Below are 16,266 nucleotides of genomic sequence, written 5' to 3'. Positions count from 1 at the left end.
GACGGTATGGCAGGCGATGCGGATCGTCTTGGACGTTCGTGCGCCGGTGGTTGCAGGAAGCGTCAGCCGCTCGCTTTGTCGAGTTCGGCCATGTCGTCCGCCGTCAGTTTCAGCGATACTGCCCTGATCAGGCTATCCATCTGGTCAGGCTTGGTCGCACTGGCGATCGGTGCGGTGACACCGGGCCGCGCGATCACCCAGGCAAGCGCCACTTCAGCTTGTTTGGCGGAATGCCTTGATGACACCGCGTCGAGTGCCGCAAGGATGCGCATGCCGCGCGCATTCAAATAGCTGCCGACATCTTCGCCGCGCTCGCTTTGGCCAAGATCCTCCTCGCTGCGGTATTTGCCGCTCAGGAAACCCTTGGCCAGGCTGAAATAGGTGATGACGCCGATATCCTCGGCAACGCAGAGATCGTGCAGCGGGCCGTCGAAGGACGAGCGATCGTAGAGATTGTATTCCGGCTGCAGCACCTCGTAGCGCGGCAGGCTGCGCAGGCTCGCCACGTCGAGCGCGGCGCGCAACTGGCCGGCGTCGAGGTTCGAGCACCCGACATGGCGGACCTTGCCCTTGGCGAGCAGCTTTTCGTAGGCGCCCAGCGTTTCCTCATAGGGCGTGGCCGGATCTGGCCAGTGCGACAGATAGAGGTCGATGACTTCGGTCTGCAGTCGCTTCAGCGACGCATCGACGGCCTTCTCGATATAGGCGGCGGAAAGGTCCTTGTGGCCCTGCCCCATGTCGGAGCCGACCTTGGTCACCACGACGACCTTGTCGCGATTGCCGCGGTCTTTCATCCATTTGCCGATGATGGTTTCCGATTCGCCGCCCTTGTGGCCGGGCACCCAGCGCGAATAGGCGTCCGCCGTATCGACCGCGTTCAGGCCAGCGCCGACGAAGCGGTCGAGCAGGTCGAACGAAGTCTTCTCATCCGCGGTCCAGCCGAAGACATTGCCACCCAGAACCAGGGGCGCGATGGAAAGATCGGTGCGACCGAGACGGCGTTTCTGCAAGACGGATCTCCGTGATTGGCAGGGCGGAGGCCGCCCGTTGGCTGGGTTCGGAGCCTAACCTAGGTCTCGCGGCTTCGAGGTCAAAGGCCTGGCCGCCTTTTCCGCAGAGCCAGCGCTTCACAAAGGCGCTATCTCCCGCGCCACCTCTTCCAGCCAGTGATCGCGAATGCCGAGTGCTTCCAGGTGCTTCAGCGTGCTGAGAACATAATCCTCGTTGTCGCCGGACTGGCCGGCCGCGCCCCGCACCACCGCTGCCGCATCCGCCGCGTCGAGCGCGCCGGCATATTGCTCATGCTTGCGATCGACGATGTAGGCCACCGCTCCGACTGTCCCGCCACCATCGAGGCGAACCTTCAGCGTCCGCTCGAGATAGACGCTGGTGACGAGCTCCCGCTCGCGCAGATAGGCAATGACCTCGTCGCGCAGTTCGCCGGGGACGCGGAACGCCAGGCCGACGCAGGAACCGCCATGGTCGAGGCCGAGCACCAGTCCGGGCCGCCGGCGCGTGCCGCGATGCACGAAAGAATAGACACAAAGCGAGCGCCGGTAGCCGTGCAGGCGGGCACGTCGTGTCTCGACATGCGCGAAACCGGGCCGCCAGATCAGCGAACCATAGCCAAACACCCAAAAATCGCCCATATCGCCGCGCCTGATTGCAAAAAGAATGACAATGCCGCACCGGAAACCGGTGTTTTTTCCGTCCGTCCCCGTCTACCTGTTCGTCAATATCTACCTGGTGTTGTCGGAATCGAAGGTCCGTCCACGATACCCATTGCGTTAATGAGAGCCAAAGCATGACGTCAAGTGACGAACGCCAACCAAAATCCCGCCGCGGCCTGTTCTGGCTTGTGGCGTTTATCGTTGTGCTGTTCGCCATCTACAGCGCCGGCTGGTTCTATCTGGCCAACAGGGTCAGGACCGAGGCCGACAAGGCGGTTGCCACGCTCAACAAGAGCGGCATCGAGGCCGGTTGCGCCAATCTCCAGGTCAGCGGCTATCCCCTGAACTTCACGGTCTCCTGCGACAATCTCGCCTACGAGGACGATGCCAAGAACATTGCGGCGTCTGCCGGCAGCTTCAATGCCGTCGCCCAGATCGTCCAGCCCTTGTCGCCGGTCGCCAGTCTGCGCGGTCCGCTCAGGACTTCCGTCCCGGGCATGATGCCGCTGTGGATCGACTGGGACAACCTGCAGGCCAATGTCAAATTGTGGTATCCGCTGCCGCACCGCATATCGCTGCAGGCCGAAGGCCTGTCGGGCCAGACCGATCCGGCCGACGACACCGACCCTGTCGAACTGTTCAGCGCCGGCAAGGCATCGGGCCAATTGCAGCCGAATGGCGGGAATCTCGACTATGCCGGCAGCTTTGGCGATCTCGAGATCGACGCCGACGCGATCGGTGGTCGAGTGCTGCCGGCGCTCGATGCAAGCGGCGACATCACGCTGAACAACGGCGTTGCGCTGGTCGGCACACAGGTAAAAAGCCTGCGCGGCCAGAGCGTCGAGATCCGCAACCTCGATTTGTCGTCGGGGACAGCGCGCGTCACCCTTTCCGGGCCGCTGTCGGTCGATGCCGAAGGCCTGGTCAATGCCGATCTGATGATCAGGATCAAGGATCCCAAGGCCGTGGCAGCCATTCTGGCCGGCGCCATACCCGAGCAGAAGAACGCGATCGAACAGGGTTTTGCAGCACTCGCCATGCTTGGCAGCGAACCGTCGATGCCGCTGAAGGTCGTTAAGGGCAAGGCCTCGCTCGGCTTCATTCCGCTGGGCAAGCTCAAGCCTGTCAATTAAGCATTCCGGCATGGACAGACCGGCAAAGCTTCTGAGCGTAGGCGCACTGACGCTCGATACCATTCTTCGGGTCGACACCCTCCCCGCGCATCAGGGAAAATTCATCGCCTCCGACGGCGTCCAGATCGCCTCCGGCATGGCCACGAGCGCTGCCTGTGCCGCGCATCGCCTCGGCGCGGAAGTGTCGCTATGGGCGAGCGCCGGCGATGATCCGGTCGGCGATCAGCTGATTGCCGGGATCGAGGCGGAGGGCGTCGATTGCACCCATGTCCGCCGCGTCAGCGGCGCCCGTTCGGCGCTGGCTTCGATCCTGGTCGACGCGCATGGTGAGCGCATCATCGTGCCGTTCTACGACAGCAAGGCCCAGGCCGACCCCGAAGCGCTGCCGGTCGCCGACCTCTCCGCCTTCGATGCCGTGCTGGCAGACGTGCGCTGGCCGGGCGCGGCGGCACTTGCCCTGAAGGCCGCCCGCGCCGCCGGCCGTCCGGCCATCCTCGATGCCGATACAGCGCCGCTGGCGGTGCTGGAGCAGTTGCTGCCGCTGGCCTCGCACATCGTCGCCTCCGAGCCGGCGGTCCGCATCATATGCGGCCAGGCGCTGGATCTGGAGACCGCTTGCGCCGACCTTGCCTCCCGCACCGATGCCTTTGTCGCGGTGACCGCCGGCGCGTCCGGAACATGGTGGTCCGATCGTGCGGGCAGAGGCATCCGCCATGTCGAGGCGCCGAGAATAAAGGCGGTCGACACGCTGGCCGCCGGCGATGTCTTTCACGGCGCCTTTGCCGTCGGGCTGGCGGAAGCCATGCCGGTCGAGCAGGCCTTGCGCTTTGCCAGCGCCGCCGCCGCGCTCAAATGCCTGCGCTTCGGCGGCAGGCTCGGCGCGCCAAACCGGGCCGAGACACTGGCGATGGTCGCCGCGGCCTGGCCTGAACAGGCTTAGCTTTTTGCGGGATGCTCGACGGCCTGGCGGCCGAAATCGGGCGCGTCGATATCCTGGCCGGCCTCGATGATCGACCGGCGCACGGCGCGCGTCCGGGTGAACAGGTCGAAGAGCTTGTCGCCGTCGCCCCAGCGGATCGCCCGCTGCAGGAACGCCAAATCTTCCGAGAACCGCGCCAGCATTTCGAGGATGGCGTCCTTGTTGTGCAGGCAGACGTCCCGCCACATTGTCGGGTCGGAGGCGGCGAGGCGCGTGAAGTCGCGAAAACCGGAAGCGGAATATTTGATCACTTCCGTCTTGGTCACCGATTCCAGATCGTCGGCGGTACCAACGATGTTGTAGGCGATGATGTGCGGCAAATGCGAGACGATGGCCAGCGTCATATCGTGATGCTGGGGGTCCATGGTGTCGATGTTGGCGCCGCAGCGGCGCCAGAATTCCGATAGCTTCTCCATTGCGTCCGGATCAGTGTCCGGCAGCGGCGTGAAGATGCACCAGCGATTGTCGAACAGGTCGGCAAACCCGGCGTCCGGTCCCGATTTTTCGGTGCCGGCCAGCGGGTGGCCGGGAATGAAGTGGACGCCATCAGGCACATGCGGCTGCATCTGTGCGATGACAGAGGCCTTGGTCGAGCCGACATCGGTGAGAATCGCGCCCTTTTTCAGCGCCGGCGCGATTTCCTCGGCGACCGCGCCCGACGAGCCGACGGGTACCGAGACGATGACCAGATCGGCGTCGCGAACCGCTTCGTTGGCTTGTGTCGTGTAAGAATCGCCCAGCCCAAGCTCTTGCGCCCGCGCCAGTGTCGCGGCGCTGCGGGTCGAGATGGCGACATGGCTGGCAAGACCCTCGCGGCGAATGACGCGGGCCAGCGACGAGCCGATCAGGCCGATGCCGACCAGCGCGATCTTTTCAAACATCGGTGATGTCATGTTGTTTCCAGCTCTGGGCGTTCCAGCTTTTCAGGCGTTCTAGCTTTTCAGGAATGTCGTGAGCGCGGCGACAACGCCGCGATTGGCCTCTTCGGTGCCGACCGTCATACGCAGCGCGTTGGGAAAGCCGTAGCCGGAAACGCGCCGCAATATATAGCCGCGCGCCGTCAGGTAGTCGTCGGCCGCCGCCGCGGAATGCTTCTGGTCGTCGGGAAAATGGATGAGGATGAAATTGCCGACGCTGGGCGTCACCCGCAGCCCAAGTCCGGTCATCTCCTGGCTCAGCCAGGCGAGCCAGGTCTCGTTATGCGCCACGCTGCGCTCGACATGGGCGCGGTCTCGGATCGCCGCGATGCCGGCCTCGATCGCCGTCGCATTGACGTTGAAAGGGCCGCGCACGCGGTTGATCGCATCGACGATGTGCATCGGCCCGTACATCCAGCCGAGCCGCGCCCCGCCGAGGCCGATCTTGGAGAAGGTGCGCGTCATCACCACGTTCTCGGTGCTGCCGACCAGCTCGATGCCCGCCTCGTAGTCGTTGCGCCGGACATATTCGGCATAGGCCGCGTCGAGCACCAGAAGCACGTTGCGGGGCAGGCCGGCATGCAGCCGGCGCACCTCCTGGAACGGCACATAGGTGCCGGTCGGATTGTTCGGATTGGCGAGGAACACGATCTTCGTGCGCGGCGTAATTGCGGCCAGTATCGCATCGATGTCGGCGCGCTCGTCGGTCTCCTTGACCGCGATCGGCGCGCCACCTGCCGACTGGATGTAGATCTTGTAGACCATGAAGGCGTGTTCGGTGAACACGGCCTCGTCGCCCGGCGCGAGGTAGGTCTGCGCCAGCAGGCCAAGGATCTCGTCGGAGCCGTTGGAGCAGATGATGTTCTGCGGGTTGAGGCCATGCACCTCGGCGATCGCCTCGCGCAGCCGCCTCGCCGTGCCATCGGGGTAGACGTCGAGCTTTCCCGCAACCTCCCGCGCGGCCTCGATCGCCTTCGGCGACGGACCGAGCGGGTTCTCGTTCGACGACAGCTTGTAGACCTTGGCGACCCCGGCCGGCGCCGTGCTCTTGCCGGGCACGTAGGCATCTATGTCCATGATGCCCGCGCGCGGCGTTGGACGTGCCCGATCCGGTGTATGGTTCATTTTTTGCAAAATCCGTCGAAACCGCCTCCACCCGGAGGCCGCTGCGGAAATACAAGCCATGGCCCGCAATGTCGAGAGGTGGCGGCGCGACCAGCGGCCGGCCCAGCACCCGGCCCAGTGACCGGCCCAGTGGACCGGCATTGACGGCGAGCCAGGCGAGTTCTAGAAGGACAGCGACAGTTCCGTGGTGATTTGGCCGGTCGGCTTGCAGCCACGTTAAACAATTCGCTAAAGGGCCGTTTGCGTGACGTAACCGGCTTTGCGAAGGCAATGCCGGTTTTTTGTTGTCCGCTGCCGGCCGGACGAACGCATCGGCGACGCGGAGATCGGCAGCGATTTCCGAGAAAAGCACGGTGCAACAAGAGAGAATTGATGGCCGCTCTGCGCGCAGGAAAGACTAACAACGAGTTCGACACGCCGTCGAGCCCGGTGTTGCGTTTCGGGTCCGACAAGCCGCTCAAGCTCGACGCCGGCACGCTGCTGTCGCCGTTCCAGATCGCTTACCAGACCTATGGCACGCTGAATGATGCTCGCTCCAACGCCATCCTCGTCTGCCATGCGCTGACCGGCGACCAGCATGTCGCCAGCACCAATCCGGTGACCGGCAAGCCTGGATGGTGGGAGGTTCTGATCGGCCCGGGCCGGATCATCGACACGAACCGTTTCTTCGTCATCTGCTCCAACGTCATCGGCGGCTGCCTGGGTTCGACCGGCCCGGCATCGACCAACCCAGCCACCGGCAAGCCCTACGGGCTCGACCTGCCGATCATCACCATCCGCGACATGGTGCGCGCGCAGCAGATGCTGATCGACCATTTCGGCATCGAGAAGCTGTTCTGCGTGCTCGGCGGCTCGATGGGCGGCATGCAGGTGCTGGAATGGGCATCGAGCTATCCCGAGCGCGTCTTCTCGGCGCTGCCGATCGCCACTGGCGCGCGCCATTCCTCGCAGAACATCGCCTTCCACGAGGTCGGCCGGCAAGCCGTCATGGCCGACCCGGACTGGCATGGCGGCAAATATTTCGAGCACGGCAAGCGCCCGGAAAAGGGCCTGGCGGTGGCGCGCATGGCCGCCCACATCACTTATCTGTCGGAAGCCGCCCTGCACCGGAAATTCGGCCGCAACCTGCAGGATCGCGAAGCGCTGACCTTCGGCTTCGACGCCGACTTCCAGATCGAGAGCTATCTGCGCCACCAGGGCATGACCTTCGTCGACCGCTTCGATGCCAATTCCTACCTCTACATGACGCGGTCGATGGACTATTTCGACCTCGCCGCCGACCATGGCGGCCGGTTGGCGGACGCCTTTGCCGGCACCAAGACCCGGTTCTGCCTGGTGTCCTTCACCAGCGACTGGCTGTTTCCGACCGAGGAGAGCCGCTCGATCGTGCATGCGCTCAACGCCGCCGGCGCTTCGGTATCCTTCGTCGAGATCGAGACCGATCGCGGCCACGACGCCTTCCTGCTCGACGAACCGGAACTGTTCGCCGCCATCAACGGCTTCATCGGCTCGGCGGCAAGGGCGAGAGGGCTCAGCGCATGACCCCGAACAGTTGCAGGCTTTTCGGATCAGGATCATGCGCCAGGCGTCAGCGCATGACCCCGAAAAGTTGCAGACTTTTCGGATCGGGATCATGCGCCAGGCAAGGGGCGACATCATGAGCGTCAACGGCAACCAGCGCGTCGACCTCGAGGTCGTCGCCAACCTGATCCCGCCGCAATCGCGGGTGCTCGACGTCGGTTCGGGCGACGGCTCGCTGCTCGAATTGCTGCAAGACACCAAGCAGGTCGACGGCCGCGGTCTTGAGTTGTCGCAGCGTGGCGTCAACGAATGCGTGGCACGCGGCCTCTCGGTCATCCAGGGCGATGCCGACAAGGATCTCGAATTCTATCCCGACAAGGGTTTTGACTTCGTCGTCCTGTCGCAGACCTTGCAGGCCACCCGCAACCCGAAGCTGGTGCTCGACGAATTGCTCCGGATCGGCAACCGGGCGATCGTGTCCTTCCCCAATTTCGGCCACTGGCGGGTGCGGCTGTCGCTGTTCGTCAAGGGTCGCATGCCGGTGACCTCGGACCTGCCCTATTCCTGGTACGACACGCCCAACATCCACTTCTGCACTATCCGCGACTTCGTCAATCTGTGCGAGGAGCTTGGCGCTACGGTGGAAAAGGCAACCGCGCTCGACGCCAACGGTCAGAAGATCGCCCTGTCGATGCCCTGGTGGTTTTGGAACTTCTTCGGCCAGCAGGCAGTGTTCCTGCTGAAACGATAAGGCACCACGCATCTAGTCCAGGACATCGATGGCCTTGTGCGGATGTTCGACACCATCGACGAAGACGACGTCGGATTGCGAATTGTCGGTCCGCAGGGCAAGGATCGCCTGATAGGCCGGCGAATTGTACCAACCGCGCACATGCTCCCTGTCGGGGAATTCGATGACGATGAGGTGGCCTTGCCAGTCGTTCTCGATCACCTCGACATCGCCACCATGGATCAGGAACCGGCCGCCGAAGGGCTCCAGCGTGGCATCGATCTTGTGAAGATATTCGACAATCTGCGGACCCATTGTAGCTTGGCGCATATGGGCAACGGCGTAGGCGGTCATGATCTTGCTCCCTTCGGATCGAAGCCGATCAGCGGCCTCGCTAGAGCATGATGCCGAAAAGTGTGAAGCGGTTTTCGGCTCATGCTCCGTTTCTAGGACAATCTGCCCAAGCTCCGGCGGCGATGCGATTACGTCTGACGCAAAGGAATGCATGCAATTCCGCTTCGGGTTTGGCCATCTTCGCAAGATTGATTCCCGGGAAGACTGGGGGCGACGGTGTCGCATTTGAACCGCGCGCTGCACCAATTCGTCGTCTCGCGCGGGATTGAACCGTTGCACGACGCGTGACAGGAGTGGCTGTTTTTTATAACTTCACGCCGAACACCACCGAGGAGCACGGAGGGGGAAGTCCGATTCATTCGACCATCCTGAAGATCGATAGACCGGACAGGAAGGGCACATTTGCGCTGGAAGCGGCTGACGCGCCATGACCGCGAAAACGGAACGCTCTCCCCTCATCACGGTCATCACGCCGACCCACAACCGACGCGGCAAGGTGTTGCGCGCCGTCGAAAGCGTGCTTTCCCAGAGCATGCCGAGGCTAGAGCATATCGTCGTCGACGACGGCTCCACCGACGGTACGGAGGCGGCGCTGGCCCGTATTCGCGATCCGCGGCTGATCTATGTCGGCGCGAAATGGCGGGGCGCCAACGCCGCCAGGAATGCCGGCATCGAGCGGGCGCGGGCGCCGGTGGTGACCTTCCTTGATTCGGACGACGTCTACTTGCCGCATCGGGTCGAACGAACCTTGAAATGGTTTGATGACAATCCGGCGCTTCAGGTGCTGCTCTCTTCATACGTTTCAATGAAGGGAAACCGAGCCACCAACAGCGTCAACCGGACTGCATTTCTGACCCCGTCAATGCTGGAGCGAGCGGTGGTGGCACAGACGGCCTTCGTCGCCGGCTCCGCGATAACGGCCCGTCGCGACGCCTTGCTGGCGATCGGCGGCTACGACAGCGACATCACCCGGATGCAGGATCGGGAATTGTTGCTGCGCCTGGCAAGACGCTTCGGCGCGCAATTGTCCAGGGATATCGACTGGACGAAACACAGTTCGCAGAATTCGATTTCTGGCCGCAGGGCGGGTTACGTCGAAGCCTATGCGGACCTGATGGGCAAACACCCGCATATCGCCCGCTGCTACCCTCACGTCCCGCCATTCATGATCACGCGGCAGATCATCGCCGATCTACTCAAAGGCCGGATACCTGAGGCCTTCGCAGGCTACATGGCCAACCGCTCGTCGGAAGCGCTTGGCTATTCATTGCCGGAACTGATCAATGGCTACGTCCATGGCCGGCGTTGGCGTCGCGATCTCTACGATGAAGTTCGCGACTAGTTTGCCGCAGCGCCGGCGCGGCCGACGATTTACCGGTCGAGTTCCGGGAAATATGGATCAGACAGGGACCGCCTGTCCCGCTCGCCTTGCAGGCAGTCGATCGGCGCATCCGTCTCGATGGGGGTGACCTTGGCCTTGTCCTGAATGCCGCTCACTTCGAGGATCAGCTTGCGCCGGATCGCCGTCGAGAACTCCGCGGACGCATAAATCGGCAGCACGAAGGAACCGGGCCCGCCGGTCACGCACTGCGCATAATACTGGTCGAGATGGCTGAAGGTCGGCGACGGCTTGATCAGGATCGGCAGACCGTTGATGATTATGCCCTTGGCAATGGCCGCATCGCGCGTGGCGGTGACCGGCGGCCCGATATTGTTGGGACCGTCGCCCGATATGTCGATGACGCTGCGTTCGCCGACGAAATCCGTCCTGTCGAACAGCCCGGCGCCGAAGGCAAGCGCGGTCGAAATCGAGGTGCCGCGAAAACTCCGGAACGGGCGCGCCGCGACCTTGTCGGCAAAGCGGTTGGCGCTCTCGGCGCTGTCGATGACCTGCCAGCTGATGACCGCGTCATCGCGCACCGTGCCGGCCCATTCGAAATAGGCAATCGCGATACGGCCTGTATTGCCGGAACGGACAGCCTGGATGAAGTCGGGGTGCCGCAGCGCTTCGACATAGCCGGCGCGTTGCAGGGCGAACTCCGTCTCGTCCATCGACAAGGAGATGTCGACCGCCAGCACCAGCTCGACGTCGACGGCCAATGCCTCCGGTGGCGAGCCGACGGGAGTTGCCTGGGCGCAGGCAAGGCAAGCAAGCAGGCGCAGCGCATCAAGCATGGCCAATGCCAGGTTGTTTCTCCGGGAAATCTTCCATTGTGATCGCGGCAAAATAAGGTTTTGCGCCCGCAACCAGGGAAACAGCCTATTTTTTGCGCCGAGCCGCTACCGGCGGCGGTTCGATCGCGCCGGCCCTGACTCGGACCGGCTTCAGCGCCGGCGCGTCGGGATCCTTCACGATCGTCAGGCCGCGCGGAAAGAATTGGTTGTTGTGCTGGCCGCGCCCGATGTTGATGATTGCGGCTCCCTTCAGGTGCTTTTCCAGCATTGCCAGCACACGCAGCAGCGACGGGCCGTCGAACGCGTCCATCGCTTCGTCGATGATCACCCATTTCGGCTGCCGTAAGGCGAGCCTGGCGACGCCCAGCAAGCGCTGTTCGTCATCGCCCAGCTCATGGTCCCAGCGCCCGACACGGTCGAGCGACCCCGACAGCCGTTCAAGGCCGACCTCGGCCAATACAGCCGAAATCTCGGCATCACTCGCCGGCGCATGCCCGTTCGCGTGGTTGAGCACCTCGCGCAACGTGCCGGCCGGCAAGTACGGGACACGCGGCACGAAGATGAGGGTTTCTCCAGCCGGCAGGCCGATCTTTCCGCTGCCCCAGGGCCAAAGCCCGGCAATGGCGCGGAAGAACAGCGTCTTGCCCGCCCCCGGTTCGCCGGTGATCATGACGCGCTCGCCGGGGCGGATTTCGACATGCTGGTCGGAGAGTTTGGTGCAGCCTTCGGGCGAGGCCACTTGGAGCTTCTCGAACGTCAGGCTGCCATTGGTATTTTGATCGAAGCTGATACGCTTTTCGGTGTCGTGCAGCACATCGGTTTCATAGAGCGCGATGCGGAAGTCGGCGACGCGCATCAGCGTGGCGCGCCAGTCGGCGATGCTGCCGATATTGTTGATGAACCATCGCAACGAAGAGTGGACCTGGTTGAAGGCGCCGACCGCCATCATCAGCCCGCCAAAGCTGATATCCCCCGAGAAATAGACCGGCGAGGCAACCAGGATCGGCGCCACCACCGTGATCCAGCCATAGGTGTCGGTCACCCAGGAGAGGTTGATCTGGGCGGTATAGATGCGCCGCATGGCGCCCAGCACCGTACCGAGGTCGAGTTCGAGCCGTCGCCTGGCATCGGCTTCGCCGTGGTAAAGCGCGATGGCATCGACATTCTCGTTGACGCGCACCATCGAGGAGCGCAGCTCCGCCTCCCGTGTGTAACGGTCGCTGTTGAGGCGGATCAGCGGCCGTCCGACCAGCCAGCTCAGCCAGGAAGCCGTGCCGGCATAGAGGAAAGCCGCCCAGACCATGTAGCCCGGTATGGCCAGCGACCAGCCGTTAACGTGGAAGACGAAGCCCGACGACAGTTGCCACAGCACGCCGACGAAGGACACCAAAAGGATGAGCGACTGTAAGAGACCGACGCCGAGATCGGTCGACAGGTCCGAGAGATGCGCGGCATCCTGCTGCATGCGCTGGTCGGGGTTGACGCCGATGGCACCGGCATTGGCAAGCCTGAAGGCGCGCGCCGGCCGCATCCATTGGTCGATCAGGTCCAGCGTCAGCGCCTCGCGCAACTTCAGCCGGATCATCTGGTTGAGCCAGGTCTGGCCGATATTGAGCACCAGAAGCCCGCCGGCGATCATCGCAAAGACGACGAGCTGATGCACGAAGGCCGCCATGTCGCGGCGCGCGAGCGCGTCGTAGAAGGGCTGGTTCCAGCGGTTGAGCAGGACCTGGCCGATCGACGTCGCGATGATGACGGCCATGATGCCGACCGACGTCCACAGCAACCATTTGCGAACCGGCGACGCCACCAGCGCCTTTCTGATAGTCGCCACCTGGTCGCGCAGGCTGCTGGCTTCGACGGCAACGGGCTGGACCGCGGCGCCCTTTTCCGGTTGATCAGCCATATCGGAGGTCCTTAACGTTCAGAAGCGATGCTGAAACCGGATGAAGACAACAAGCGGCATTCGCATATCAATCTGGCTGCGAATTCACGACGACAGATAGGTTGGGAAATGTCGCACGATGCAAATTTCCGCCGTGATCACGAAGGTTTCACCTGGCGGGCCGATGCAGTGCCCTCGGCCCGGCGGCCGAGCCGCGTCGCGCCATGCGGCGACAGCACCGGCACGAAGACGCGGCGAGACGCGCGCTGCGCCACCGGCACGCCTTGATAGAGCCGTTTCTGCGCCTCGACGACGATGACGCCGGAAAAGATCGGCCACAGCCGCCGGCCGGCGCGCTCCAGCACATTGTGGAAGCGCATCATGAAGCGCCGCCGCGATGGCGGGAAGAACAGCGCATCCGACCAGGCCGCCGGCGTGAAATTCGCCTCGCGCAGCAGTTCCGTGAGCTGCCCGCGCGAGAACGGTCGCCCATTGCCGAACGGCGTATGCTCGAAACGCGCCCAGACACCGCGCCGGTTCGGCACGACGATGACGACGCGCCCGGCGGGCGACAACACCCGCCAGATCTCATTCAGCGTTTCGCGCGGATTCTCGACATGTTCGAGCGAATGGACGAGCAGCATGCGGTCGATGCAGGAATCGACCAGCGGCAGTTCCTCGTCGAAAACCAGGGCCGTCGCCGTCGGTCCTGTCGTCGGCCAGACGACGGCGCCCTGCGTCGCCGGCATGAAGGCAAAGACCCGCTCGGCATCGGAGCCGAACCGCTCCAGCCAGGGCAATGTGTAGCCGAGGCCGACCAGCCGCTCATTCGGGACAGTGGCCCATATCGACGACAGCGCCATGGTGATCGAGTGCTCGGCGAACCGGCCGAGCGTTGTCGAATAGAAGGAGCGAAGATCGACGATGTCGGAATGCATGTCAGGGATGTAGCCGTGATATCGGCCGGATTCAACAAAGGCTCCGAGGCGGCCGCCATATCCCTGGAGTGACACTTGCCATCTCCGGGAGTGGCACTCGTCATCTCCGGGAGTGACACTTGTCATCTCCGGGATGACATCCGCACGCCGGCGCCCTATGTCTGCGGCGACAGATGGAGAGATGCAATGCCGGTCGAAATCGAACAGTTCATGTGCCGCAGCGACAATTTCGGCGTGCTGGTGCATGACCGCAAAAGCGGCCAGACCGCGATCATCGACGCGCCCGAGGAGGCGCCTATCCTGGCGGCGATCAAGCGCACCGGCTGGACGCCGACGATGATCCTGACCACGCATCACCACATGGATCATGTCGAGGCCAATCTGGCGTTGAAGGAACGCTTCAAGCTGCGCATCGTCGGCCCGGAGGCGGAAAAGGCCAAGATCCCCGGCATCGACGAAACCGTCGAAGAGGGCTCGGTCCTGCATCTCGGCGAGGAGCGCATCGAGGTGATCGCAACCCCCGGCCACACCGCCGGCCATGTCTCCTATCACCTGCCGGCATCGAAGGTTGCGTTCACCGCCGACACGCTGTTCGCGCTCGGCTGCGGGCGGCTGTTCGAGTGCAAGCCGCCAGTGATGTATGAATCGCTGACGAAGCTTGCGGCACTTCCGGCCGCCACGGTCATCTATTGCGGCCACGAATATACGCTCGCCAACGCCCGTTTCGCGCTGACCGTCGATCCGACCAACTCGGCGCTGAAGGAGCGCGCCGCCAGGATCGAGGCGCTGCGGGCCGACAACAAGCCGACGCTGCCGACGACGATCGGCGAGGAACTGTCGACCAATCCCTTCCTGCGCTGGCACGATCCGGCAATCCGCAAGCATCTCGGCATGGAAAAGGCCGGCGATGCCGAGGTGTTCGCCGAGATCCGCAAGCGCAAGGACAACTTCTGAGCGCCGCGTCAGCATGACCGGCTCCGCGGAAATCATCGCAACGCTCGGCCTGAAACCGCATCCGGAAGGCGGCTGGTACGCCGAGACCTTTCGCGACGCCGCCGGCGGTGCGCGCGGCCATTCGACCGCCATCTATTTCCTGCTGGAACAGCACCAGGTCTCGGCATGGCACCGGGTCAAGGACGCCGCAGAGGTCTGGCATTTCCATGCCGGCGCACCGCTGGCTTTGTCGATGTGGGAAGAAGGCAGTGCCGTCATCGAGCAGGTGCTCGGCATCGAACTCACGGCGGGCGAGCGGCCGCAGATCGTCGTGCCGGCGGGCTGCTGGCAATCGGCACGCAGCCTGGGCGAATGGACGCTGGTCGGCTGTACCGTGGCACCGGGGTTCGATTTCGCAGCTTTTGAGCTGGCGGAGCCGGGCTGGCGGCCGAAACCGGCCAGGTAAGAATCCAACTAGCCCCTGCTTGCTCGATATCGGCCAGCACAACGCGCATTGCGTTCTTTTAAGATGTCGGTAGGTTCTCCACAAATGTTTGCGTAGGGCACGGCATGAAGGCCTCAAAGATTACAACTGTGGATTTTTTCGACGATCTAGCTTCTCCTTACGCGAGGAAACGCTTTTTCTGGGGTTTCGTCTTCTTCGCAGCTCTCTGCATAGCTGTAATCGTACTTGTCCGGACGTACCTCCCTGAGGGCGGCTTTAGAGAAGTTATCGACGCTCTTGCGACCAACATTTTGGCCTCTGTCCTGATCATTCTTGGATTCTATGTCCTATATATGCATTTTATTGGGCCTAATGCCGGCTCACGAGAAGTTATTGCTACACGACCGCGGGACATTCGAGAACGAATTGAGGCACTCCCCGTTGGGACTCGTTACTATGCATTTTGGGGGAGGTCGGGGTCGTACTTCAGGTCAGCACCTCTTTTGAAATTGGATGAGCAGGCGCGCAAAGACAAACTGATAACGGACGTGGACGTTGTCCTTCCAGATCCCATGGATGCACGGCTGATAAAATCTTACCGAGAAATCTTACTCTCTCTCGGCGAAAACCCTGAGGGCAATCCACTTCTAGCCAACGTGCTGGCGACCAGTATGGCGTGTGCAATCATTAGCGCCAATAACAAGTACATTCGAATTAGAGTCTTCTACTCTAAGTTCTTGCCTGCCTTTCGGGTGGATATGTCCGAAAACGGAGCAATTCTGACACAGGATGATCCGGGCAAGTCTGCCTTGTTTTTTGAGGCAAAGTCAGAATTTCACGAGATGTTTCGCACCACGGTAAGAAACGAAATGGCAGTATCGACAGAGGTGAAGTGGGACGAATCTTTGTTCGAGGGATTGGGTCTCGTCGAAAAATCCTGCGACAAGCAGACCCTCAACGCGTTCGGCATCAAGCTAGATGACGTCGACAATCTTCAGCAGGAAGTTGCCACAATGATCACTAAACGGCCGCACAGGTACAAATGAGAGACATCATCTCTGCCATTGCCAGAATAGAGGAGTTCAGAATCCATCCATTAGGCTTCTTTTACCTACTCGACAAACAGCAGGATGGGGTTGCACGCCGAATTCATGTATGGCCAGCCGGGAGCGCTAGTAAGCCGGGAAATGACCGCCACCAGCACTCGTTCGATATCAATTCTACCGTGTACGCCGGTCGTATCCGCAGCGAAATCTTTAGCTTCGTGGAGAGGCAAGATGGGAACGAACACGAATTCCGCGTCAGCTATAAGAATGGAAACTCTGTACTTTCGTCGACAGGTCGTAAGGGAATTCTTGATTCTATTTGCATGTTCGAAACTAGCGGAGGAAATAGCTACTTCCTTCAATCAGGAATAATACACAGAGTTACAGTTTTGGAGCGACCTTGCGTGACTCTCCT

At 62.3% G+C, this 16,266-nt stretch carries 16 protein-coding genes and 1 riboswitch; of the genes, 8 read left to right on the top strand and 8 right to left on the bottom strand.

Annotation, left to right across the window (positions count from 1 at the left end):
- Positions 1 to 62: 62 nt before the first annotated feature.
- A complete protein-coding gene (locus tag LB577_RS09830) occupies positions 63 to 1,010 on the bottom strand; it encodes an aldo/keto reductase (RefSeq protein WP_224686561.1) in 948 nt (315 codons plus the stop codon).
- A 117-nt stretch (positions 1,011 to 1,127) separates the two neighbouring features.
- The gene (locus tag LB577_RS09825) at positions 1,128 to 1,649 is read right to left on the bottom strand and encodes a gamma-glutamylcyclotransferase (protein WP_224686560.1); all 522 of its coding nucleotides are present in this window, start codon (positions 1,647 to 1,649) and stop codon (positions 1,128 to 1,130) included.
- A 155-nt stretch (positions 1,650 to 1,804) separates the two neighbouring features.
- Between LB577_RS09825 and LB577_RS09820 the strand changes: the two genes are divergently transcribed.
- Both LB577_RS09820 and LB577_RS09815 read left to right on the top strand, forming a co-directional pair.
- Positions 1,805 to 2,803 carry a DUF2125 domain-containing protein gene (locus tag LB577_RS09820; RefSeq protein ID WP_224686559.1) on the top strand — a complete coding sequence of 333 codons (999 nt, stop codon included), beginning with the start codon at positions 1,805 to 1,807 and terminating at the stop codon, positions 2,801 to 2,803.
- Between the two features lie 10 nt (positions 2,804 to 2,813).
- A complete protein-coding gene (locus tag LB577_RS09815; RefSeq protein WP_224686558.1) occupies positions 2,814 to 3,743 on the top strand; it encodes a sugar kinase in 930 nt (309 codons plus the stop codon).
- On the opposite strand, the gene LB577_RS09810 is transcribed toward LB577_RS09815, so the two are convergent.
- Together LB577_RS09810 and hisC are read right to left on the bottom strand one after the other, a co-directional pair.
- The gene (locus LB577_RS09810) at positions 3,740 to 4,675 is read right to left on the bottom strand and encodes a prephenate/arogenate dehydrogenase family protein (RefSeq protein WP_224686557.1); all 936 of its coding nucleotides are present in this window, start codon (positions 4,673 to 4,675) and stop codon (positions 3,740 to 3,742) included. The two genes, LB577_RS09815 and LB577_RS09810, sit on opposite strands and share 4 nt — an antisense overlap.
- A gap of 39 nt (positions 4,676 to 4,714) precedes the next feature.
- Positions 4,715 to 5,824 carry a histidinol-phosphate transaminase gene (hisC, locus tag LB577_RS09805; RefSeq protein WP_224686556.1) on the bottom strand — a complete coding sequence of 370 codons (1,110 nt, stop codon included), beginning with the start codon at positions 5,822 to 5,824 and terminating at the stop codon, positions 4,715 to 4,717.
- Between the two features lie 174 nt (positions 5,825 to 5,998).
- Positions 5,999 to 6,076: riboswitch (SAM riboswitch) on the top strand.
- 120 nt (positions 6,077 to 6,196) lie between these two features.
- Between hisC and metX the strand changes: the two genes are divergently transcribed.
- Both metX and metW read left to right on the top strand, forming a co-directional pair.
- Complete coding sequence (gene metX / locus LB577_RS09800) at positions 6,197 to 7,366, top strand: homoserine O-acetyltransferase MetX (RefSeq protein ID WP_224686555.1); 1,170 nt, start codon at positions 6,197 to 6,199, stop codon at positions 7,364 to 7,366.
- A 115-nt stretch (positions 7,367 to 7,481) separates the two neighbouring features.
- Positions 7,482 to 8,096 carry a methionine biosynthesis protein MetW gene (metW, locus tag LB577_RS09795; RefSeq protein ID WP_084018396.1) on the top strand — a complete coding sequence of 205 codons (615 nt, stop codon included), beginning with the start codon at positions 7,482 to 7,484 and terminating at the stop codon, positions 8,094 to 8,096.
- Positions 8,097 to 8,108: 12 nt separating this feature from the next.
- On the opposite strand, the gene LB577_RS09790 is transcribed toward metW, so the two are convergent.
- Complete coding sequence (locus LB577_RS09790) at positions 8,109 to 8,429, bottom strand: DUF1330 domain-containing protein (RefSeq protein ID WP_224686554.1); 321 nt, start codon at positions 8,427 to 8,429, stop codon at positions 8,109 to 8,111.
- A gap of 427 nt (positions 8,430 to 8,856) precedes the next feature.
- Here LB577_RS09790 and LB577_RS09785 point away from each other — a divergent pair, with 427 nt between their 5' ends.
- Entirely contained in the window at positions 8,857 to 9,771 is a 915-nt protein-coding gene (locus LB577_RS09785) for a glycosyltransferase family 2 protein (protein WP_224686553.1), read from the top strand.
- 29 nt (positions 9,772 to 9,800) lie between these two features.
- On the opposite strand, the gene LB577_RS09780 is transcribed toward LB577_RS09785, so the two are convergent.
- The 3 genes from LB577_RS09780 to LB577_RS09770 form a co-directional block, all read right to left on the bottom strand.
- Positions 9,801 to 10,604: a DUF1194 domain-containing protein gene (locus LB577_RS09780; protein WP_224686637.1), complete on the bottom strand. Its 804-nt coding sequence runs from the start codon at positions 10,602 to 10,604 to the stop codon at positions 9,801 to 9,803.
- Between the two features lie 85 nt (positions 10,605 to 10,689).
- On the bottom strand, positions 10,690 to 12,510 hold the full coding sequence (locus tag LB577_RS09775) for an ABC transporter ATP-binding protein/permease (protein ID WP_224686552.1): 1,821 nt from the start codon (positions 12,508 to 12,510) through the stop codon (positions 10,690 to 10,692).
- 137 nt (positions 12,511 to 12,647) lie between these two features.
- Positions 12,648 to 13,427 (bottom strand): class I SAM-dependent methyltransferase, encoded by a 780-nt coding sequence (locus LB577_RS09770; protein WP_224686636.1) that lies wholly within the window; start codon positions 13,425 to 13,427, stop codon positions 12,648 to 12,650.
- Positions 13,428 to 13,613: 186 nt separating this feature from the next.
- Here LB577_RS09770 and gloB point away from each other — a divergent pair, with 186 nt between their 5' ends.
- From gloB to LB577_RS09755, 3 genes are all read left to right on the top strand, one after another.
- Positions 13,614 to 14,381, top strand: coding sequence for a hydroxyacylglutathione hydrolase (gene gloB, locus LB577_RS09765; RefSeq protein WP_224686551.1), 768 nt, complete (start codon positions 13,614 to 13,616; stop codon positions 14,379 to 14,381).
- A gap of 13 nt (positions 14,382 to 14,394) precedes the next feature.
- The gene (locus tag LB577_RS09760) at positions 14,395 to 14,826 is read left to right on the top strand and encodes a cupin domain-containing protein (protein ID WP_224686550.1); all 432 of its coding nucleotides are present in this window, start codon (positions 14,395 to 14,397) and stop codon (positions 14,824 to 14,826) included.
- A gap of 104 nt (positions 14,827 to 14,930) precedes the next feature.
- Entirely contained in the window at positions 14,931 to 15,851 is a 921-nt protein-coding gene (locus LB577_RS09755; protein ID WP_224686549.1) for a hypothetical protein, read from the top strand.
- The last annotated feature ends 415 nt before the right edge of the window (positions 15,852 to 16,266 follow it).

Origin of the sequence: Mesorhizobium sp. B283B1A, from assembly GCF_020165735.1 — a bacterium.
In the GTDB taxonomy this organism is placed as follows: Bacteria; Pseudomonadota; Alphaproteobacteria; order Rhizobiales; family Rhizobiaceae; genus Mesorhizobium; species Mesorhizobium opportunistum.
Note: the sequence above shows the minus strand (reverse complement) of the source record. Positions and strands in the feature narration are given on the sequence as shown.